Origin of the sequence: Nocardia sp. NPDC004654 (assembly GCF_040609595.1) — a bacterium.
Classification (GTDB): Bacteria; Actinomycetota; Actinomycetes; order Mycobacteriales; family Mycobacteriaceae; genus Nocardia.
The window spans coordinates 308,851-330,215 of record NZ_JBEXKI010000007.1 but is presented as its reverse complement, the minus strand read 5'-3'; the positions used below and the strand labels follow the sequence as shown (position 1 = coordinate 330,215).

The window sequence follows — 21,365 nt, the reverse complement described above, 5'->3', positions numbered from 1 at the left end:
CTCAGACGCGCATTCCCAGCTACCGTCCCGGTCCACCCCGGGACCGGGACGGCCCGCGCGCTCACCGCGCGGACGCTGGGCTCAGCGCGGCCGCTCGACGCCGGTCACTCCGGCGCCAGCAGCTCCGCCAGTTCGCGCACCGCCTCGCGGAGGTGATCGGCGAACGCGTACATTTGGTCGGCCACCGTCTTGGGCGTGGCCAGGTAGAGGTTCCAGCGGTCGGGCAGCAGCACGTAGGCGACGCCGATGCAGCGCGGGCTGGTCGAGCCGAAGCCGAAGTACTGGATGTTGACCGAAGGCGCGGAGCTGGTGCTGAGGTAGTCGTCGCGCATGATCACCCAGCCGGGGCTGGTGTAGAGCGAAATCGGCTCGGTGACACCGAGTTCCGCGCCGCGACGGCGCTGGATCCACTCCAGCTCCCACAGGTGCTGTTCCGGCGCGTCACCGGCCTGGCACTGCTTGGCCCGTTCGACGTGCTTGGCCGCGGCGGTGCGCGCGGCCGCGAGGCGGGCGGCGGTGTCGGCGGCGGGGTCCAGCATGGTGTCGACGAAGGCGATCATCTCCGGCGTCACCACCCGCATGGCCTCGGTGCGGCCGTTGCGGTACTGGCGGGTCGCGATGGATTCGTAGGTGGCGCCGGTGATGCCCTTGCTGCGCCGGTGCGCGAGCTGGTAGCTCAATTGAGCGAAGGCGTCCGGCGAGATGCCGAGCTGCTTGGCTCGCGCGGTGCCGAAATCCTCGAAAGAGACCGTCTGCGTGGCATTTTCGGCCGCGTACGTGGCGAAGGCCGCCCCCGCCGCCGCGATGTCGGTGCGTAGCGCGGCGTCGAGGGTGAACTCGATGGGCTCCACGGCGGGCAGTCCCTGCGCCTGGGCGCCCGAGCGCCGCGCGTGTTCGGCGGCGGGCGTCTCCAGCAGGGTGTCCACGAACGACAGGATGGTGGTGCCGTCCAACCCGCAGTGCTCGACGTTGATGCCCGCCTGGCCGTCGCCGAAGACGATGAACGACACCGCCTTGTCGAACCAGCGGTTGGCGCTGTCGCCGTGCAGCAGTTGATCGCAGGCGTGCAGGGTGTCGCGCGGAGTGAAGTCCTCCAGGCACAGACAGAACAGCGCGGTCTCGATGGTGTCGAGCGCCGCGACGTTGGCGGGTTCGGCGCGCAGCGCGGCTCGGCTCGCCGCCCATTCGGCGCGCGCTTTGGTGGTGAGGTGACCGACGGCGGTGTCGGTGCGCGCCGAACGCGACCCGGCCTTGAGCACCGCGCGCAGACCATCGGCGAGGTCGTCGAGGGAGTACGGCGCGCCGCCCTGGCCGATCACGTCCATCCGGAACATGCTGCCGCGGTAGAACACCACGATGTGCCGCTCCCGCGAGGGGCCGGGCCACTCGGGGCTGTAGGGCACCCGCACGGTGTCCTGCTGTTCGCCGGGGATTCTGGTCTCGGAGAACAGGTATTTGTTCTGCCACATGGACAGCTGCTGCCCGCGCTGGGTGACCGGCGGGACGGCTTCCTCGTCGAGGGCCAGCTTGTAGTCCACGGCCGCGGAGACGATGGCCGCGGCCCGCTCCACCTGATCGGCCGCGGTGGACGCGGCCAGCGGCGTGTCGTCGCGGAAGAGGAAGAAGAAGTTGGCGTTCAACGCGATTCGGTCGCGTCGGCCGAGATAGCGCGACGGCCAGAACAGGTCGAGCCAGCTGCCGACACCGGGGGTGGCGTCGTACTCCGCCAGCGCCGCGTGCAGCGTCCGGCCCGGACCGTCCGGCCGGAGCAGGTCGGCGACCGCCGCCTCGGTGGTGGCGATTTCGTCGTCGCTGAGCAGCGGGGTGCACCATTCCAGGAACCTGGCGCAGCTGTCCTCCAGTGTCGGCAGCGGTACCCGGGGCAGGTGGTCTTCGGCGGCGAAGGTGCGGTCGGTCAAGTCGGAGTCCTCGAGGTTCGGGTGCGATGGGGTGAGACGCGCACGGCGAGACAACGTCCGTGCGTGCGGGTGTGGAGTGCGTCGCTCCACTACAGATCCTCGGCGACGAGGCCGAGTTTCGACAAGAGGCTGCCGGTGTTTCGGTGCGAAACCTTCAGGCGCGGCCTTTGGGGCCCGGCCGCGACAGGTAGAGGTGCGCGTACAGCCAGCCGTCGGCTTCCTGGCCTCGGGTGTCGATTCCCTTGTCGGACAGCGTGTTCAGCACGCGCTGCTGTTCGTCGGCGGAGGCGAACCTGCGCTGCTGGAACAGGCCGGGCGCACGCTCGGTGCGGTAGCCGAGCGCGGCGAGTTCCTCGGCCATCGGGTCGAAGTCGAACATGCGCAGCACGAAGTGCGCCATCCACGGCCTGCGCCGCGGGTGCGCGGTGGCGATCCGCAGCAGGGTCTTCTCGGTGACGTACCCGATACAGCCGGTCGACAGGACGATGTCGGCGGCGGCGAGCACCTCGCGCTGTTCGTCTGTCGGATCGGCGGATTCGAGGTCGGCGTGCACGGTGTCGTGCAGCAATCCCGCGGCCCGCGCGTAGTCGAGCGCGGGGCGGGCGGCGTCGATGCCGACGAAGCGCACGTCGGGATGGTGATCGCGCTCGGCGAGGCGGGCGCGATCGCCGGCGATGAGGCGGTCGCGGTCGGCGTCGGCGGCGTCGCGGTAGTGCGCGGCGAGTTCGCCGATGCCGGTGTCGAAGCGCAGCAGCGCCGCGTTCACGCCGTAGGAGCAGCCGATGTCCAGCACGGTCGGCGTCGCGACGCGCGCGGAGGCGCGATACTCCCGGATCTGCTGCTCGAAGAACGGCTTCGCCAGGTCGGGTATGCGGTAGTCCAGCTGGGACATCCGTGCGTAGTACTCGCGAGGATCGGGACGGTCGTAGATGTCGTCGAAGGAGGCTTTCCCGGTCGTGTCTAAGGGTACTGGCACGTGTGTTCGTTCCTCTCGGGGTCGAGCTGGGCTCAGTCGAGTAGTCGGTCGCCGCGGACCAGGCGGTCCTCGGCGACGTGTTCGGGCAGGACGCGACCGAACAGCTGGCGGGTCCGTTCCACGGTGCCGATGACACCTGGCCGGTCGGTGTAGGCGAAGATCGCCGAATGTCGTTGCCTGCCACCGGAAACCGGGGACACCCGGTGCAGCGAGAAGCGCCCCTGGAACAGTTGCAGGTCGCCGGGGCACAGCTCGAGCTTGCGGATAAGCCGCTCGCCGGAACCGGTCAGCACGTCGCGCACGTCGGCGAGGTTCTCGGCCTGCGGCGAGCGGATGCCAGGGCAGTACTCGAAGGTCCCACCCGCTTCGGGCAGCTGGGTGAGCATGCTGACGGTGAATTCGTTGGTGTCGAAGTGCCACGGGTGCGACATGCCGGGGGCGACCACGTTCAGGCACAGCCCGGCCAGCGGGTCGGCGTATTCGTGCAGCTCGGGCAGGTCGAAGCAGTCCGCGACGAAGCGCTGGAACGCGGCGCTGGTGTAGAGCCGGTGGATCAGCGCGTCGGCGGGGATGCGGTCGCGCGGCACGAACGCGTTGCCGCGCTCCAGCACGATGCGGCCCGGATGATCTTCGGGCAGGTCGGTATCCAGCGGGATGTTGTAGGCGTTGACCCGCTCCACCTCGTAGTGCGCGTGCGGCGCGATGTCCTCGCCCTGCGCGCGCAACGTCTCGAGGAGCTCGGGCCGGATGAACTCGCGCAGCACCGTGCAGCCGCTGTCGGCCAGGTCGGCCCGCGCCGCGTCGACCGCCGTGCGCCACCCCGCCGAGCCCGGCGATTCCAGCGGATACCTTGCGGTGTCGACGATTTCGTCCAACACTCCCGTCGCAGCCATGGCGTCATTTTGGTGCAGCGCCCGACGACACGCCCGGAGATTCGGAAAAGTTGCCGGTGAGTGCAGTCACACTTACTATCTGCGCGCATTTGCGTTGCGGCACAGTAACTCCCACGCATTCCCCGGTGCTCAGCACACAATCGAACCGACCAGTCTTGTGCCCGGCGACAACCTCGACATCGGGGTTTCGCCGCACCTCTCGCGCTGCCGCGCAGAACGACCCATTGCGCCGGACGATATTCGACGAACGCCAACGATCGAAGTTGTCAGCCGGTTCGCCTTCGGTTGCCCGCGACGGCAGCACCTGGCCGCCGGCGGGGCGGACGCGCACGGAACGTCAGGCCCTCTCTCGAAGTCCGGCCGGATGCAACCGTGGCTCAGATGGTCGCCCGGCAAGCGGACGTACCGCGGTGGATGCGTGCGGGACGTCAGGCGCGGAGCGTCTGTTCCAGATCGGCGAGGGTGAGGCCGACCAAAGTGTCGCGGAAAGCGAGGCCAGGGGCGTGCGGGACCGGAATCTCACAGGGCACGACCAGGACCGCGCAGCCCGCGGCCGCCGCCGCGCGGGCGCCGGTGGGCGAGTCCTCGATCGCCACGCAGTCGCGCGGGTGCACGCCGAGCAGGTCGGCGGCGCGCAGATAGACGTCGGGCTCGGGTTTGCCCTCGGGCACCTCGTCACCGCAGACGGAGACGTCGAAGAAGTCACGGCCGAGGGTGTCCAGGCCGTACTCGGTCAGCGAGCGCTTGGTGTTGGTGACCAGCGCCGAGGCCAGGCCCGCGTCGCGGACCAAGCCGAGCGCGTCCTTGGCGCCCGGCCGCCACGGGATGGGGCCGGTCATCAGTTCGGTGACGCGCCGCTCCAGGAAGCCCGCGGCATCGCGCAGCGCGTCCGGTGTCGGATCCAGTCCGAGTCCGTTGAACAGGATGCGCAGGGCGTTCGGGCCGGACGCGCCGATGAGCGCGTGCCGGATCTCGTCGGTCAGGACGCTGCCGAGCCGCACCGCCAGCTCGCGAACCCCGACGTCCCAGAGCTTCTCCGAGTCCAGCAGTGTCCCGTCCATGTCCCACAGGACCGCGGTGAGTCGCGTCGGCACGTGATTCCCGCTCACACGCCGGAGCCGGTGATGACCATCCGGCCACCGTCCTGGCGGACCTGGATCCAGCGGTTCTCCCGATCCACCGCACCGTTGGTCTTCACGTAGGTCAGCGAGACGGTGGCGCCGTCGTTGCCCCGCGGCGTGATGCCGTTGACCTGGACCGAGCGGATGGTGGACCAGAACGAGGCGTAGGAGTTGTAGCCGCCGGTCTGGGACTGGTAGCCGGGCGCGAGCTGCGACCACGCGCCGGACACATTGCCGGGCAGCATGCCGTAGTAGCCCTGGATGAACTGGGCGATCCGGTCCGGCGTCGGCGGCCCGAACGGCGTCGTGGTGATCGTGGTCGTCGGCGGCCGCGTGGTGCTGGTCGGACTGTTCGGGCTGCTCGACGGCGCGGCGCTGCTGGTCGGCGTGGCGGGCACGACCGTCGGGGTCTCGTTGTTCTGCGGCGCGGCGGTGGGCACTTGGGCCTGGGGCTCTTCGGTCGGATCACCGCCGGTGCCGGGCGGCGGCTGCAGCGCCTCGCTCGTCCCCGGCGGCGGGGCCGCGGTGGGATCGTCCGATCCGTTTCGGTCCCCACCGGAGGACAGCACGAACGCCACCACCACGACCAGCACGACCGCCGCGGCGGCCATCACGGCGAGGATCTGTTTGTTCGGCCCGGCGCCGCCACCGGTGGCGCCGGGCAGCGTGCCGCCGCCGGACGGTCCGCTGGGCGACGACGACGGCGCGGCGGCGAGCGCCGCGCTCGGCACGAATTCGGTGGCGTCGGAGGCGTTCCCGGTGCTGGCGGTGGCGGCGGAGGTGGGGAGCACAGTGGTCGCGTCGGCCCCGGGCGCGGGCAGCACCTTGGTCATCACCGGTGCGGTCGCCAATGCCGGAACGCGGCCCGCCGCAACGGCTTCCAGCGCCTCCTTCGCCTCGCGCATGGTCGGGCGCGCGTCGATGCTCGCGGCGAGCAGGTGCATCAGCACCGGCGCCAGCCCGTCGGCGCGGCGCGGCTCGGGCACGTCGGCCCGCGCGACGGCGTGCAGCACCGCCAGTGCGTTGTCGCCCTCGCCGAACGGCGGCGCGCCCTCCACCGCGGCGTACAGCGTGGAGCCGAGCGCGAACACATCGGACGCCGGTTCCGGGTTCTCGCCGCGCGCCACCTCCGGCGCGAGATAGGCGGGGGTGCCCGCGAGGAATCCGGTCGCGGTAACGGTCACGTCGCCGACGGCGCGGGAGATGCCGAAGTCGGTGATCTTCACGGTGCCGTCGTCGGCGACGAGCAGGTTGGCCGGTTTCACGTCGCGGTGCATGATGCCCGCGTCGTGCGCGGCGGCCAGCGCGGCGGCGGCCTGCGCGCCGATCTTGGCCACCTCGATCGGCGACAGGGTGCGATGCCCGGACAGCTTGGCCGCCAGGCTGGGCGCGTTCATGTACTCCATGACGAGCCACGGCTGGCCGTCCTCTTCGGCGACGTCGAAGACGGTGATCGCGTTCGGGTGGTGCAGCCGGGCGGCGATCCGCCCCTCGCGCATCGCGCGCAGTTTCGACTCCAGCGCTTGCTCCTTGGAGAGCCCGGGGCCGAGCAGCAGCTGTTTCACCGCCACGGTGCGGCGCAGTCGCACGTCGGTCGCCCGCCACACCACACCCATCGCGCCGGTGCCGATCGGATCCGTCAGCCGATACCGTCCAGCGATCAACCGATCCGCCGTCATGTGGTCGTGCCCCTCCTGCTGTGCGCCGAGCCGTCGAGCACTCCGGCGCGCCCAGCGGGTTTCCGGCGAAATCCCTACGCTCCGAAGTGCTTCGCACCCGTCAGCAGCGAGACGAACGGCATCCGCCGACTGCTCCGGATGCAGTTGCAACTAGTCGACAATGGCATACCCACCCGACAGACTCCAGCCGCGTCGACCCGCTGTCGCGGACCGGACGGTCGAATACCCGGGTAGCCTCGAACATTCGAGCGTACCCGCCGGTACCGGATATCTGTGCCACGACCGTTCGGCGGCCGGTTGCTCCGCGCTTATCCGCAGGTCAGCGGCAGGAAACAGAGCGGAGCCCTCTGACAAGCGCCGCCCATCACCCCGGTGAGCACCATCACAGCTCTCCGGTCCGGGGGCGCCACGGACAGCGGGAATGGCGGCGCCGCGACGCGCCGCCATTCGCGCCGAACCGATCAGGCGTTGAAGTACTTCGCCTCGGGATGCAGCAGGACGAAGGCGTCGGTGGACTGCTCGGGGTGTAGCTGGAGTTCCTCGGAGAGCACGACGCCGATGCGATCGGCTTCGAGCAGGTCGACGAGCTTGGCGCGGTCCTCGAGGTCGGGGCAGGCGCCGTAACCGAAGGAGTAGCGCGCCCCGCGATAGCCGAGCTTGAAGTAGTCCTGCACGTCGGCCGGGTCGGATTCGGCGACCGAATGCCCTTCCAGAACGAGTTCTTCGCGGATACGGCGGTGCCAGTATTCGGCTAGCGCCTCGGTGAGCTGGACGCCGATGCCGTGCACCTCGAGGTAGTCGCGGTAGTTGTCGGCGGCGAAGAGTTCGTTGGCGAAATCGGCGATGGGCTGGCCCATGGTCACCAACTGGAACGGCAGCACGTCGACCTGGCCGGTGGCCACGGCCTGTTCGCGCGAGCGCAGGAAGTCGGCGATGCACAGGAACCGGTCGCGCTGCTGGCGCGGGAAACGGAACCGGTACCGCTCCGGCGCGGCGGGATCGGGTTCGGTCAGCACGACGACCTCGTCGCCTTCCGACACCGCAGGGAAGTAGCCGTAGACCACCGCCGCGTGCTGCAGCACGCCCTCGGTGGAGAGCCGGTCCAGCCAGGCCCGCAACCGGGGGCGGCCTTCGGTTTCCACCAGTTCCTCGTAGGAGGGCCCGTCGCCGCCGCGCTGGCCGCGCAGACCCCACTGGCCGAGGAACAGCGCCCGCTCGTCGAGCAGGCCCGAGTATTCGTGCAGCGACAGGCCTTTGATCACCCGCGTGCCCCAGAACGGCGGCACCGGCACCGGCAGGTCGGCGGCGACGTCCGAGCGCTCGGGCACCACCACGGGGGTCTCGGCGGCCTTGCGCTGGGCGGCGATCCGCTTGGACCGTTCGTGGCGGGCCTTGCGTTCGGCGGCCTTCTCCCGTTCGGCCACGGCCTCGGGACTGTCGGGGTCGAGACCGCCGCCGCGTTTGCGGGTCATGATGTCGTCCATCAACCGCAGGCCCTCGAACGCGTCGCGGGCGTAGTGCACATCGCCCTCGTAGACCTCGGTCAGATCGTTCTCGACGTAGGCGCGGGTCAGCGCGGCCCCGCCGAGCAGCACCGGGAACTGATCGGCCACACCGCGGGCGTTGAGCTCCTCGAGGTTCTCCTTCATCACCACGGTCGACTTCACCAACAGCCCGGACATGCCGATGACGTCGGCCTTCTTGTCCACCGCGGCATCGAGGATGGTCGCGATCGGCTGCTTGATGCCGAGGTTGACCACCTCGTAGCCGTTGTTGGACAGGATGATGTCGACCAGGTTCTTGCCGATGTCGTGCACGTCGCCCTTGACGGTGGCCAGCACGATACGGCCCTTACCGGAGTCGTCGGTGGCCTCCATGTGCGGCTCCAGGTAGGCGACCGCGGCCTTCATCACCTCGGCGGACTGCAACACGAACGGCAGCTGCATCTGCCCGGAACCGAACAGTTCACCGACGGTCTTCATGCCCGCGAGCAGCGTCTCGTTGATGATCCGCAGCGGCGGCACCTCGGTCATCGCCGCGTCCAGGTCGGCGTCCATCCCGGCCTTCTCGCCGTCGACGATGCGCCGCTCGAGCCGCTCGAACAGCGGCAACGCCGCCAGCTCCTCGGCGCGCGAGGCCTTGGACGACGACGTCGAGACACCCTCGAACAACGCCATCAACTTCTGCAACGGGTCGTAGTCCTCGGCGCGCCGGTCGTAGACCAGGTCCAGCGCCGTCTCGCGCTGTTCGTCCGGGATTCGGCTCATCGGCAGGATCTTGGAGGCGTGCACGATCGCCGAATCCAGCCCCGCCTGGACGCACTCGTGCATGAACACCGAGTTCAGCACCTGCCGCGCGGCCGCGTTCAGGCCGAAGGAGATGTTCGACAGACCCAGTGTCGTCTGCACCTGCGGGTGGCGGCGCTTGAGTTCCCGGATCGCCTCGATGGTCTCCAGGCCGTCGCGGCGCGACTCCTCCTGGCCGGTGCCCAGGGTGAAGGTCAGGGTGTCGATGATGATGTCGGACTCGGCCAGACCCCAGTTGCCGGTGATGTCGGCGATCAGGCGCTCGGCGATCTCGACCTTCTTCTCGGCGGTGCGCGCCTGGCCTTCTTCGTCGATGGTCAGCGCGACCACCGCGGCGCCGTGCTCGGCGACCAGCCGCATGGTCTGCTGGAACCGGGACTCCGGCCCGTCGCCGTCCTCGTAGTTCACCGAGTTGACCGCGCACCGGCCGCCCAAGTGCTCCAAGCCTGCTTGCAGCACCGGCGTCTCGGTGGAGTCCAGCATGATCGGCAGGGTCGACGCGGTCGCCAGGCGCGAAGCCAGCGCCTCCATGTCCTTGGTGCCGTCGCGACCGACGTAGTCGACGCACAGATCCAGCATGTGCGCGCCGTCACGCGTCTGGTCCTTGGCGATGTCGAGGCACTTCTGCCAATCCTCGGCGAGCATCGCCTCGCGGAAAGCCTTGGAGCCGTTGGCATTCGTGCGCTCGCCGATCATCATCACCGAGGCGTCCTGCTCGAACGGCACCGCCGTGTACATGCTCGACACGCTCGGCTCGTGCACCGGCGTGCGCCGCTCCACGATCGGCGCCAGCGTCGGCTCGACCTCGCGCACCGCCTCGCGCACCTGGCGGATGTGCTCGGGCGTGGTGCCGCAGCACCCGCCGACCAGCGCCAACCCGAACTCGCTGACGAACTGGCGCATGGAAACAGCCAGCTCCTCGGGCGTCAGCGGATACTCGGCGCCCTTGGCGCCCAGCACTGGCAAGCCCGCGTTCGGCATCACCGACACCGGGATCTTCGCGTGCCGCGACAGGTGCCGCAGATGCTCGCTCATCTCGTCGGGGCCGGTCGCGCAGTTCAGCCCGATCATGTCGATGCCCAGCGGCTCGAGCGCGGTCAGCGCCGCGCCGATCTCACTGCCGACCAGCATGGTGCCGGTCGTCTCCACCGTCACGTGGGTGATGATCGGGATCCGGCGGCCCGCGCGCTCCATCGCCCGCCTGCTGCCCGTCACCGCCGCCTTCACCTGCAACAGGTCCTGGCAGGTCTCGATCAGGATCGCGTCCGCGCCGCCCTCCAGCATGCCCAGCGCCGCCTCGATGTAGGCGTCGCGCAACACCGTGTACGGCGCGTGCCCCAGCGTCGGCAACTTCGTACCGGGACCCATCGAACCCAGCACGTACCGCGGCGTGCCGTCCTCGCTCGGGCCCATCTCGTCGGCCACTTCACGGGCCAGACGGGTACCGCGCTCGGACAGATCGCGAATCCGGTCCGAGATGTCGTAGTCGGCCAGGTTCGGCAGGTTGCAGCCGAAGGTGTTGGTCTCGACCGCGTCCGCGCCCGCCTCGAAGTACGCCCGATGGATGTCGCGCAGCACGTCGGGCCGGGTCTCGTTGAGGATCTCGTTGCAGCCCTCGAGCCCGCGGAAATCGTCCAGGGTCAGATCCGCCGCCTGCAACATCGTGCCCATCGCGCCGTCACCGATGACGACACGCCGGCTGAGCGTGTCGAGAAGCGTGGTATCGAACCCGGCGGAATTGGACACAGACATGGGTACAAGCGTAAAGGCCGGGTACGACCGGTAACCAACAGCCTGCGGATCTCCTCGGTGAGCGTGAGGGGCGCCACATCCGAACGAAGACCACACCGCCGCCTCGAGGCTGCCGCCACTACGACTCGGCGCACAACGCCACCCGACGGCCACACCTACATTCCCAGCCACCCCGAGGGCGAGTCCTACGAGCCCGTTCCCGGCCCGTCTCGCGTCCGAGACCGCGAGGCGCATGCGTCGCAGTCGCGAGACTCGCGGTCTCGGACGCGAGACACCAGGGGCCGGGAACACGCGCGCGAAGCGCGCCAATAGATACAGCACCGGGCGAGCGCACACCGTAGGCTGACCGGGTGAACCCCAGTGAAACTTCCGATTCGGAACTGCCGACGTTGCGGGATCCGGTGCTGGTTGCCGCCTTCGAGGGCTGGAACGACGCCGGTGACGCGGCGAGCGGCGCCGTGGAGCATCTGGAACTGATCTGGGACGCCGAGCCGCTGGCCGAACTCGATTCCGAGGATTACTACGACTATCAGGTGAATCGGCCGACGGTGCGTCAGGTCGACGGCGTGACCAGGGAAATCCAGTGGCCCGCCACCATGCTCTCGGTGTGTTCCCCGCCCGGCAGCGACCGGGATGTGGTGTTGCTGCGCGGGATCGAGCCGAACATGCGGTGGCGCAGCTTCTGCGGGGATCTGCTCGAGTTCATCGAGCAGTTGGGTGTGCAGACCGTGGTGATCCTGGGCGCGTTGCTCGCCGACACTCCGCACACCAGGCCCGTCCCGGTCACCGGTTCCGCCTACAGCAAGGAAGCGGCCGAGCGTTTCAGCTTGGAGCAGACCCGCTACGAGGGTCCGACCGGCATCACCGGCGTCCTCCAGGATCAGTGCGTCAAGGCGGGGGTGCCCGCCGTGTCGTTCTGGGCGGCGGTGCCGCACTACGTGTCCCAGCCGCCGAATCCGAAGGCGACGATCGCGCTGCTGCACCGGGTCGAGGACGTGCTCGACATCGAGGTGCCGCTGGGCGAGTTGCCCAAGCAGGCCGAGGAGTGGGAGGCCGCGGTCAACGAGATGACGGTCGGCGACGAGGAGATCACCGAGTACGTGCGTTCGCTCGAGGAGCGCGGTGACGCGGCGGTCGATCTGAACGACGCGATGGCCAAGATCGATGGCGACGCGATCGCGGCGGAGTTCGAAAAGTACTTGCGCAGAAGGGGTCCCGGTAGTTTCGGGTTGTGATCGGCTGCTCGCCGGTATTCCCGCACGCACGACGACGGCTGTATCCCCCGTGTGAGCACGACATCAGCTCGTCCGCCGAGCGAGCGATACGACGACTCTGTCCCCCCGGTGCGAGCAACACCGTCAGGTGTTGCTCGCATCCTCCGGATCCGGGTTGCTCATGAGGCGGTGGGTGGCGGGGCCGCGACGCTCGTCGCCCGCACCTCCTCGACGGTCCAGACCTGGGCCGCCGCCTCCTGGGCCAGCTTCGCGATCAGAATGTCGCGCGGAATAGTCTGGCCGGCAAAGTGATCGAGTGAGGGCACCACCACGTGGTGTGCGTCGGCGCGCTTGAGTTCCTGCGTCAGCTCGGCGAACGCCGTGCCGTCACCCGCTGTCGATTCATGGAATGTTGCGGCGAAGCAAAGCCCTTCGGCTTGGGCGAGCGTGCTCATCGCCCGCTCGAGCTCTTCGCTGTGGCCGTCGGCCAGATCGTCACGCAAGTATCCATAGATCAACGCTTCCACCCGAACCTCCGTTGGATTGGGCCGCTGTTCTCTCGTTTGGATCTTCCCGTGCAGGGTACTGCCGGTGGGGCGGTCTCGGCCTTGCATCTGTACTTACAGTTGCGAATCGGGCAATCCGACCGCTCCTTCTCCAGGATCGCTGACGCAAAACTGCGAATGCAGGTGTCAACCCAGTGACATCTAGATGCCCTATCCGGGCCGCCGCGCGTTAACTGGTGCGATACTACAACCGTGGCCGCTGGAGACGATCGACCCGTCTGGGCTGTCCGGATGCGTTCCGAGCGCGATGCGAGGGGGTGGTCACAGGCCGACGCAGTCCGCGTGATGCGTGCGAAGTCTTCGCACAATCTGCCGACCGACAGCACGCTGCTACGCAATTGGCGGCGTTGGGAGTCGGGCGAGTCGCGGCCCGACGACTTCTACGCGCCCATCATCGCCGCCGCCTTCGACACCGTCACCGCGGCGTTCTTCCCCAAGGCCAGGCCGAACCGGGACGACGAATTGCTCTCGGCCACTGGGATGGACACGCTGGAATTCATCGGCAGGCTGCGCATGTCCGATGTGTCCGCCGCGACCCTGGACGCCGTTCGGATCACCGCGGAGCGCCTGTGCTGCGAGTACGCCTACGCCGATCCACACGAATTGCACGCCGAGGGCACGTCCTGGCTGCGCCGCATCACCTCGCTGCTGGACGGGCGGCTGACGCTGGCCCAGCACCGGGAGATCCTGGTGCTCGCGGGCTGGGTCGCGCTGCTGGTCGGCTGCGTCGACTACGACCTCGGCCGCCGCACCTCGGCGGAAGCCACCAGGCGCGCGGCGTGGTCGCTCGGCAACGAGGCCGGACATCGCGAGATCACCGGCTGGGCCGCGGAAATGGCGGCCTGGTTCGCGCTCACTCAAGGTAACTATCGGGGCGCTGTGGAAGCGGTGGACGGCGCGTTGGAGGACAGTCGCGAGTTCGGGGTCGGCGTGCAACTCGCCGCGCAACGCGCCAAGGCGTGGGCTCGGCTCGGCGACCGCGGCGAGGTGGAGCGGGCGCTCGGCATCGGCCGGGCGATCCTCGAGCGACTCGACCATCCGGCGAACCTGGACAACCACTTCGTGGTGGATCCGCAGAAGTTCGACTTCTACGCGATGGACTGCTGCCGCGTGGCGGGTGAGGATCGGCTCGCGGAATCCTTTGCCCGCGAGGTCATCCGGAACTCCACCCGCGCCGACGGCACCATCCGCAATCCGATGCGCGTCTCCGAGGCGCACCTGACGCTGGCCGTCGTCGCCGTGCGCAACCGGGACCTCGAACTCGCCGTGGCCGAGGGCATGCGCGCCTTCGCGGGCAAACGCCGCTCGCTGCCCTCACTGATGTGGATCGCGGGCGAGGTGGCGCGCGAGATCATCGAACGCTACCCGGGCGATCCGCGCACGCGCTGCTACCTCGAGCAGCTGCGCGCGCTGTCCACCGAGTGAGCGGGGCGCGGCGGACGGCGGGCGAACCGCGGCGCGGCGGACACAGCCACGCCGAACGGGGGTCGGTCTTGGCGGCGGCGACCGGCCCGCTACTACCCTGTTGCCGGTGACCGACTCCGACGACGGCCCGCCCTACGGCGATAGGCCCGGCTCAGCCGCCCCGGGTGACCAGCCTGGTTCAGCCGTGCTCGGTAACCAGCCGGGTTCAGCCGTGCTCGGCGATCGACCCGGCCCAGCCGCCCTCGGTGACCAGCCCGGCTCAGCGGTGTTGTGGGACGAGCGGCTGCGGCTGTTCTCCTTCGCGACCGCGGAGAAGCGCGCCGAATACCTGTGGGTGCTGCGGGCGTTCGACAGCGCACGCGCCGCGTACGTGGTGTTGCTGCACGCCGACGACGTGGCGGACTGGATTCGGCGCAACGGCGGACGGGCGCGGGTCGCGGAGAGCGGAGCGTCGCCGGACGCGGACGAAACCGCCTCAGCCGAGGCGCAACCCGGCCTTTTCCGGCGCGCCGACGCCGCGCCGCTGAGCGCCGCGGAGATCGGACCACTGCTCGACCAGCTGCACCAGTGGGGCGTGCTGGAGCGCAGCTACGACGGCACCAGGGCCGCGACGCTGGCCGAATACCGCAACCGGCACTACGTCTACCAGTTCTCCCAGGCCGGATTCCAGGCCTATCGCGCGGTGGCGGGCGTGCTGGAGGCGCGGCTGGACGAGGCGGCGCTGTCCCGGCTCGTGCTGCCCGAACTGCTCGCCGACCTGCACACCCTCGCCGAGGCGAACCGGGCGGGCGACGCCGAGCGCGTCTACCGCACGCTGCGCAGGCTGGACGCGGCGCTGTCCGACATGGCCGCGCGCGCCGCGCATTTCTACCTGTCACTCGGCGATCTGGTTCGCACCACCGAGATCACCCCGGAGTCGTTCCTGGCGCACAAGGACGCGCTGCTCGCGCACATGCGCGAGTTCAGCATGGATCTGGCGCGTTTCCTGCCGCGGCTGGCCGCCGCCATCGGCGAGATCGAGGAGACCGGCGTCGACGAGCTCATCGCCCGCGCCGCGAGCTGCGACGAGCGGGTACTGCTGAGCGCCGCGGAACGCGAGGCGGACTGGCGCGCCCGCTGGCACGGTCTGCGCACCTGGTTCGTCACCTCGGGCGGCGAGGGCGAGTCCACCGAGGCCGACCGGCTGCGCGAGGCGACCATGAGCGCGATCGCGGCCGTGCTGTCGCTGCTGCGGCGGGTCACCGAGACGCGCCGCGGCGGGGTGAGCCGGGAATCGGCGCTGCGGCACCTGGCGGGCTGGTTCACCGCGGCGCCGACCGCGGACGGCGCACACGCGCTCTTCGACGCGGTCTTCGGGCTCGGCAGACCCCGCCACCTGGCCATGGAGCATCCCGACGCCGACATCGTGCCCGCGACGCGGTCCTGGTGGGAGGCGCCGCCGCTGGAGATCTCGCGCACGCTGGCCGAGACCGGACGGCCGCCCTCGGCGGGCGCGCCGGGCCGAATCCAGCGCAACGACGCGGGTATTCGCCGTCTGCGCGAAGCCCAGCTGGCCGCGCAGCGCGCCAGGGCGGAGGCCGCGCAGTCGTTGGCAGCCGCGGATGTCCACGAACGGGTGCTCGACGAGCGCGAGACCGAGGTCCTGCTGCGGCTGCTCGACGCCGCCTCGACCGCCTGGGTGCCGGTCACCGGCCGGGTGGCGGGAACCACCGGTTCCGACAGCGGCGTGACGCTCACGGTCTCCGAACACCCGGAACCAACCGTGGTGCGGACCTCACGCGGTCTGCTGCACCTGAACAACCGCAAGCTCGACGTCCGCGCGACCAAGTCTCGCGGCGGGCATCCGGAGCGCGGACGCGGGAAGGACACCGCCGACTCCGAAACCGCAGGGGGCGCGGCATGATTCACGCACGTCGCATCGACGCGCTCGCGCTGGACAACTATCAGCGCGCCGCCAGGGTGATCCTGGCCAACCATCTGGTGACCCGCACCTATCCCGATCGGATCGCGCTGCCGCTGATCCGCCGGTGGGCCACCGAACTGCGCGAGGACCTCGCCGAACTCTTCGGCTACCGGCTCGAGGTCACCGAGACCACCGCGCGCGTCTATCCGGTGATCGACCGGCTGGACGGCGGCAAACCCGCGCGCACGGTGAACGATCGCGTCTTCGACCGCCGCCGCTACGCCTACCTCGCGCTGGCGCTGGCGGCGCTCGGCCGCGCGGGCGATCAGATCACGCTCTCCGAACTGGCCGACCAGGTCGCGGCGTACACGGCGCGGATCGAAGGGCTCGAGCTCGCCCCGGATCGCGCTGCGGACCGCGACGCGTTCGTCGACGCGGTCGGCTGGCTGGCCGCGCGCGGCGCGCTCACCCTCGCCGACGGTGACGCGGGCGGCTGGGCGGCCGATCCCGAGGCGGGCGAGGCGCTCTACGACATCGACCGGCCGGTGGTGTTCGCGCTGTTCCGCCCGCCACGGGCGCTCCAGCATCTGCACAGCGTGCGCGGCCTGCTCGCCGAGGATCCCGCCGTCACCGCCGGTCAGCCCGCCGCGCAGTCCGGCGAGCTGGCCCGCCGGGTGCGCCGGGCGCTGGTGGAGCGGCCGGTGGTCTACGCCGACGATCTGACTCCCGAGGAACGCCCGGTGCTGGCGCAGGAGCGCACGGTCGCCGATGTCGAGTTGTTCACCGGTCTGCGCGCCGAACGCCGGGCCGAGGGCGTCGCGCTCATCGACACCTCCGGGCGGCTGTCCGATGTGCGCTTTCCAGGAACCGGCACGCTCGCCCAGGTAGCGCTGCTGCTGGTCGGCGAGATCGCCGACGTCGTCCTCGACATCGACCATCCGCTCCCCCGCCGCCCGCGCAGGGCCGAGCCGGGCGAGACGCTGGCCGACGAACTGGACGACGCCATCCCCGAATCCACGCTGTTCGTCCCGATGGCCGACCTGCCGTTCGAACCCGAAGCGGGCGAGGCGGGTTCGACGGTGGACGAACCCGAGGCGACATACCCGTTCGTCGCGGCCGACTGGGTGCGCGACACCGTGCGTGCCCTCACCGACCGCTACGGCGTCACCTTCGCCGCGCAATGGCAGGCCGACGTGCCGGGGCTCACCGCCCAGGTCACCGCGCTGCTGGCGCGGCTGCGCCTGATCCAGGTGGTCGAGGACGGGCTGCTCGTACTGCCCGCGCTGGCCCGCTACCGCGGCGCGGTGGTCACCGTGCGCACCAAACGGGCCGCGGAACTGTTCGTCACCGCCGCCGACACGGTCGGGGCCTCGAGCACCGGTACGGAAGGGATCTGAACATGTCGGTCATCCACGGCGGAGTGCGTTTCCTCCCGACCCGCGCCGGAATCGTCAACCTGTGGGACTACCGGGATCAGGAGTTCTGCTTCGCCGACGGCAGGCTGGTGCTGCGCGGACCCAACGGTTCCGGCAAGACCAAGGCGCTCGAGGTGCTGTTCCCCTTCGTGCTGGACGGTCGCATCGAGCCGCGCAGGCTCAATCCGTTCGCGGGCGAGGAACGCACGATGAAGTCGAATCTGCTGTACCGCAAGCAGGAGTCGGCTTACTCCTATGTCTGGATGGAGTTCGCGCGCGGGAAGTGGGACGACCCCGAGGTGGTCACAGTCGGCATCGGGATGCGCGCCACCCGATCCTCGGACAAGGTCACCCGCTGGTATTTCGTCGCCGATGGCCGGGTGGGCGTCGACTTCTCGCTCATCGGGCCGGACGACCGCCCGTTCACCCGCAAGCAGTTGGCCGAGCAGATCGGCACCGACTCCATCGTGGACCGGCCGGTCGAATACCGGGCCGCCATCGACGCCCGCATGTTCGGCCTCGGTCAGCAGCGCTACGACCAGCTCATCAATCTCATTCTGACGCTGCGCCGTCCGCAGCTGGCCAAGAACCTGGATCCGCGCGGGCTATCCCAGGCGCTCACCGACGGCCTGCGCCCGCTCGACGAGCAGCTGATCCTGGACGCGGCGCGCTCCTTCAGCGATATGGAGGAGGTCGGCCGCACGCTCGAGGGCCTGGTGCATGCCGACACCGCCACCCGCGCCTTCGTCGGCGTGTACCGGAAATACCTTGCGGTACAGGCGAAGACCGATGTCGACCAGGTGCGCGCGCGGCTGGACGCGGTCACCCACGCCAGCACCGCCCTCTTCGCCGCGACCGCGCTGCGCGAGCGCCGCGAGGCCGAGCGCACCGCCGCGGAGGCCCGCGCCGACGACGCCGACCGCGCCTACGAGCAGGCACTGACCGATCGCGAGACCCTGCAACGCTCCAGCGCCTACGAGGGCAAACAGCAGCTCGACGACCTCGCCGACGCGGTGCGCAGGCTGGAGACCTCGGCGGCGGTGCACCGCGACAAGGCGCTCAAGGCGAACCAGACCTTGGACCAACGGGCCCAGGAGGCCGAGCGGGCCCGCGCCGCCGTGCAGCAGGCCGCGGCCGCGCTGTCCCGTGGCGAGGACGAGTTGCGTGCCGCCGCCGAGGAGGCGGGCATCGCGTGGACGGCGCTGCCGGACGACGCTCGCGGCGATCAGCTCACCGCGACCGTGCGGGCCCGGGCCGAGGAGCGCGACGCCGACGTGCGCGCGGTGCGTAAAGCGTTGGTGCTCATGGATTCCGCGGCCGCCGAGCGGACCAGGGCGGAACGCCTGGCCGAGCGCGCGGTCCAGGCGCGCGAGGCGGCCGCCGCCGAGGTGGCGCACGCCGAGGCGGCGGTGACCTTGGCCCGCACCGAAGCCGCGGCGGCGCTGCGCGCCTGGTGGGACGCGCACCGCGAGTGCTATCTCCCGCTCGGCGGCGGTCTGTTCGACGCCCTCGACGCGGCCCTGGCGAAGGTCGGATCCGATGACGCGGCGGGCGTGGCGGAGGTGCTCGCCGAACGCGCCGAACCGCTGCTGGACGAGTTGCGGGACCGTCGGCTCGCGGCCAAGGCGCGCGCCGCGGCGGCGGCCGAACAGATCGCCGAGCTCACCGCCGAGCGCGACCGAGTCGGCGCGCAGCGCGACGACGCGCCGCCGAACGCCGCGGCGCGCACCGACGACCGAGCGGGTCGTCCCGGCGCTCCGCTGTGGCGGCTGGTCCGCTTCGCCGACGAGGTCTCGCCCGAAACCGCCGCCGGTATCGAGGCCGCGCTGCATGCCGCCGGTCTGCTGGACGCCTGGGTGTGCGCCGAAAACGAGCTACCCGACGACTACCGCAGCGATCAATTCCTCGTCCCGCTGCCGCCGAAGGGCCGACCCGCTGGGCGCACCCTGGCGGACGTGCTGGTGGTGGAGGACGACACCGACGGACTGACCGTGCCGCGGCAGGTCGTCGCCGACGTGCTCGCCTCGATCGCCCTGCTCGACGACCTCGACGGCGCCGCTGGCGTCGCGATCAGCGGCGCGGGCGGATTCCGGCAGGGCGTGCAGGTAGGTAGGCACCACAAGTCCGACGCCGAGTTCATCGGCGCGACCGCGCGCGCCCGCCGCCGCGAGCTACGGCTCGCCGAGCTGGCGAACGCGCTGGACGCGGCCGCCGAGACGCAGCGCGTCGCGCGAGAGGAAGCGGACGCTGCGGACGCGGAACTGGCTCGAATCACCGCCGCCGCCAAGGCGCTTCCGCGCCCGGCCGCGGTCACCGCCGCGCTGCGCGCGGTGTCGGAGACCGCGGGCGTCATGCGCTCTCGCTCGGAGTCCGCGGCGCAGGCCGAGAAGGATCTCGACCAAGCGGTCACCGAGGTCGCCGCCATCGACAAGAAGCTGCGGGCCGCCGCCGTCGCGCACCGCGCGCCGCGCGAACCGCGCGAACTCGACGCGCTCGCCGCCGCGATCCGGCATTTCGAGAACACCGGCACCGGGCTGCTCCGGCTGCGCGCCGACCACGAGCGGGAACGCGAACGCGAACGCGAGGGCGCCGACCGGCACGACGAGGCGCGCGACCTGGCCGAGGCGTTCGCCGAGGAGGCCGAGGCGGCCGAGGCGGGCTACCAGGAGCAGCTGCGCAAACTGGAGACGCTGCGCGAGGCGCTCGGCGCGGGCGCGGCCGATATCGACCGCGAACTCGAGCAGGCCAGGCAGCGCATCGAGGCGACGAGGGCCGAACAGAAGACCGCGCGCAAGGCCGCCAACGCGGCCATCGAGGCGGTCGGCGACGCGGAGGCCGCCTACCGCACCGCGCACGAATCGCTGGGCACCGCGCTCACCGAGGTGCTCGCCGACGTGAAAAGCCTTGCCCCGTATGCCCAGCCGGATCTGCTGTCGTTGCTCGGCGCCGCGCCCGAGTGCCGATGGCCGAGCAGCGACGCGGCGTGGTCGACGCCCGAACAGCTGCTCTATCGCATCACCCAGGCGGGTCCGGAACACGAACCGCGGGTGCTGCCCGACGAAGTGGCCGAGCTCTTCGAAAGCCTCGCCGCGGCAACGGAGTCGGTGCGCGCGGGCGAGGCGGCGCGCAAGTCCACCCGGAGCGCGGTGACCGCGGCCCTGCAGGAGTTCGACGCCGCGCTGGCCGCGTCCGGCCGCGACTACCGCTTGCAGTGGGACGCGGCCGACGGACTGACCGTGGTGCAGGTGCAGGACGAGCACGGCCTCGCCGCGCTCGCCGACTTCGCCGGACGCATCGACCAAGCACGCCACGACCAGGAGCTGCTGCTCACCGACGCCGAGCGACGCATCCTGGAGGACGCGCTGCTCACCGGGCTCGCCCAGCAGATCCACGAACGCACCAGCGACGCACGCGATCTCATCGCCAAGATGGGCGCGGAGATGAAGCAGCGGCGGATGTCCTCGGGCAACACCATCGGCGTGCACTGGGTGCTCGCCGACAATCTCTCCGATGCCGCGCGGGCGATGTGCAAGCTGCTCGATCGTGACGCCACCACGCTGAGTTCCGACGATCTCGCCGCGATCCGCGCGCACTTCGCCGCCGAGATCCGCGCGGCGCGCGCCGCGCACCCGGAACGCTCCTACCCCGAGATCCTCGCCGCCACCCTGGATTACCGCACGTGGCGGGTGTTCTCGTTCACGCTGATCTCCGGCGACGGCAGCGAAGACAAGTTGACCGTCGCCAGGCACAGCGCGCTGTCCGGCGGCGAGCAGTCGGTGTCGCTGCACCTGCCGTTGTTCGCGGCGGCGCACGTCATGCTCGACTCCGCCGACCCGCAGGCGCCGCGGCTGCTCGCGCTGGACGAGGCGTTCGCGGGCGTCGACGACAACGGCCGCAGCGAATTGCTGGGCTTGAGTGTGCAATTCGACCTCGACCTGTTCATGACCGGCTACGACCTGTGGATCACCTACCCGCACGTGCCGGGCTGCGCGCACTACGACTTGGCGCATTCCACCGCCGAGAACACGGTGAGCGCGACGCTGCTGGTGTGGGACAGCGGCGACTTGCTCGCCGAACACGACGGCAGCGACCTGACCACCGCCCTCGGCTCCCCCAACCGCCGCAGGGTGCCCACCACCATCGAGGGCGGACTCACCCTCGACGACATGCCGGGCGCTCCCGCGCCCGTCGGCTGA

General features: G+C 70.5%; 12 protein-coding genes. 5 read left to right on the top strand and 7 right to left on the bottom strand.

Annotation, left to right across the window (positions count from 1 at the left end):
* Positions 1-104: 104 nt before the first annotated feature.
* From ABZV58_RS24695 to metH, 6 genes are all read right to left on the bottom strand, one after another.
* Positions 105-1,919, bottom strand: a complete 1,815-nt coding sequence (locus ABZV58_RS24695) for a choline/carnitine O-acyltransferase (protein WP_355002514.1) — start codon at positions 1,917-1,919, stop codon at positions 105-107.
* A 154-nt stretch (positions 1,920-2,073) separates the two neighbouring features.
* Complete coding sequence (locus tag ABZV58_RS24690; protein ID WP_355002513.1) at positions 2,074-2,895, bottom strand: class I SAM-dependent methyltransferase; 822 nt, start codon at positions 2,893-2,895, stop codon at positions 2,074-2,076.
* 32 nt (positions 2,896-2,927) lie between these two features.
* A complete protein-coding gene (locus tag ABZV58_RS24685; RefSeq protein WP_355002512.1) occupies positions 2,928-3,788 on the bottom strand; it encodes an arpA protein in 861 nt (286 codons plus the stop codon).
* 428 nt (positions 3,789-4,216) lie between these two features.
* On the bottom strand, positions 4,217-4,897 hold the full coding sequence (locus ABZV58_RS24680; RefSeq protein WP_355002511.1) for an HAD-IA family hydrolase: 681 nt from the start codon (positions 4,895-4,897) through the stop codon (positions 4,217-4,219).
* Complete coding sequence (locus ABZV58_RS24675) at positions 4,894-6,588, bottom strand: serine/threonine-protein kinase (protein ID WP_355002510.1); 1,695 nt, start codon at positions 6,586-6,588, stop codon at positions 4,894-4,896. The genes ABZV58_RS24680 and ABZV58_RS24675 overlap by 4 nt, the downstream gene beginning before the upstream one ends.
* A 461-nt stretch (positions 6,589-7,049) precedes the next feature.
* Positions 7,050-10,646: a methionine synthase gene (gene metH / locus ABZV58_RS24670; protein ID WP_355002509.1), complete on the bottom strand. Its 3,597-nt coding sequence runs from the start codon at positions 10,644-10,646 to the stop codon at positions 7,050-7,052.
* A 350-nt stretch (positions 10,647-10,996) separates the two neighbouring features.
* On the opposite strand from metH, the gene ABZV58_RS24665 reads away from it, so the two are divergent.
* The gene (locus tag ABZV58_RS24665) at positions 10,997-11,881 is read left to right on the top strand and encodes a PAC2 family protein (RefSeq protein ID WP_355002508.1); all 885 of its coding nucleotides are present in this window, start codon (positions 10,997-10,999) and stop codon (positions 11,879-11,881) included.
* A 158-nt stretch (positions 11,882-12,039) separates the two neighbouring features.
* On the opposite strand, the gene ABZV58_RS24660 is transcribed toward ABZV58_RS24665, so the two are convergent.
* The gene (locus tag ABZV58_RS24660) at positions 12,040-12,387 is read right to left on the bottom strand and encodes a hypothetical protein (RefSeq protein ID WP_355002507.1); all 348 of its coding nucleotides are present in this window, start codon (positions 12,385-12,387) and stop codon (positions 12,040-12,042) included.
* A 324-nt stretch (positions 12,388-12,711) separates the two neighbouring features.
* On the opposite strand from ABZV58_RS24660, the gene ABZV58_RS24655 reads away from it, so the two are divergent.
* From ABZV58_RS24655 to ABZV58_RS24640, 4 genes are all read left to right on the top strand, one after another.
* Positions 12,712-13,851: an XRE family transcriptional regulator gene (locus ABZV58_RS24655; protein ID WP_355002506.1), complete on the top strand. Its 1,140-nt coding sequence runs from the start codon at positions 12,712-12,714 to the stop codon at positions 13,849-13,851.
* A 283-nt stretch (positions 13,852-14,134) separates the two neighbouring features.
* Positions 14,135-15,754, top strand: coding sequence for a TIGR02677 family protein (locus ABZV58_RS24650; RefSeq protein WP_355002666.1), 1,620 nt, complete (start codon positions 14,135-14,137; stop codon positions 15,752-15,754).
* Positions 15,754-17,151 (top strand): TIGR02678 family protein, encoded by a 1,398-nt coding sequence (locus tag ABZV58_RS24645; RefSeq protein ID WP_355002665.1) that lies wholly within the window; start codon positions 15,754-15,756, stop codon positions 17,149-17,151. Before ABZV58_RS24650 ends, ABZV58_RS24645 begins: the two co-directional genes overlap by 1 nt.
* A 2-nt stretch (positions 17,152-17,153) precedes the next feature.
* Complete coding sequence (locus ABZV58_RS24640) at positions 17,154-21,365, top strand: TIGR02680 family protein (RefSeq protein WP_355002505.1); 4,212 nt, start codon at positions 17,154-17,156, stop codon at positions 21,363-21,365.

What these genes read in the sequence shown, in the direction of transcription:
- ABZV58_RS24685 (WP_355002512.1), bottom strand. Translation starts at nt 3,788, where the DNA reads ATGGCTGCGACGGGAGTGTTGGACGAAATCGTCGACACCGCAAGGTAT.
- ABZV58_RS24675 (WP_355002510.1), bottom strand. Translation starts at nt 6,588, where the DNA reads ATGACGGCGGATCGGTTGATCGCTGGACGGTATCGGCTGACGGATCCG.
- metH (WP_355002509.1), bottom strand. Translation starts at nt 10,646, where the DNA reads ATGTCTGTGTCCAATTCCGCCGGGTTCGATACCACGCTTCTCGACACG.
- ABZV58_RS24655 (WP_355002506.1), top strand. Translation starts at nt 12,712, where the DNA reads ATGCGTGCGAAGTCTTCGCACAATCTGCCGACCGACAGCACGCTGCTA.
- ABZV58_RS24640 (WP_355002505.1), top strand. Translation starts at nt 17,154, where the DNA reads ATGTCGGTCATCCACGGCGGAGTGCGTTTCCTCCCGACCCGCGCCGGA.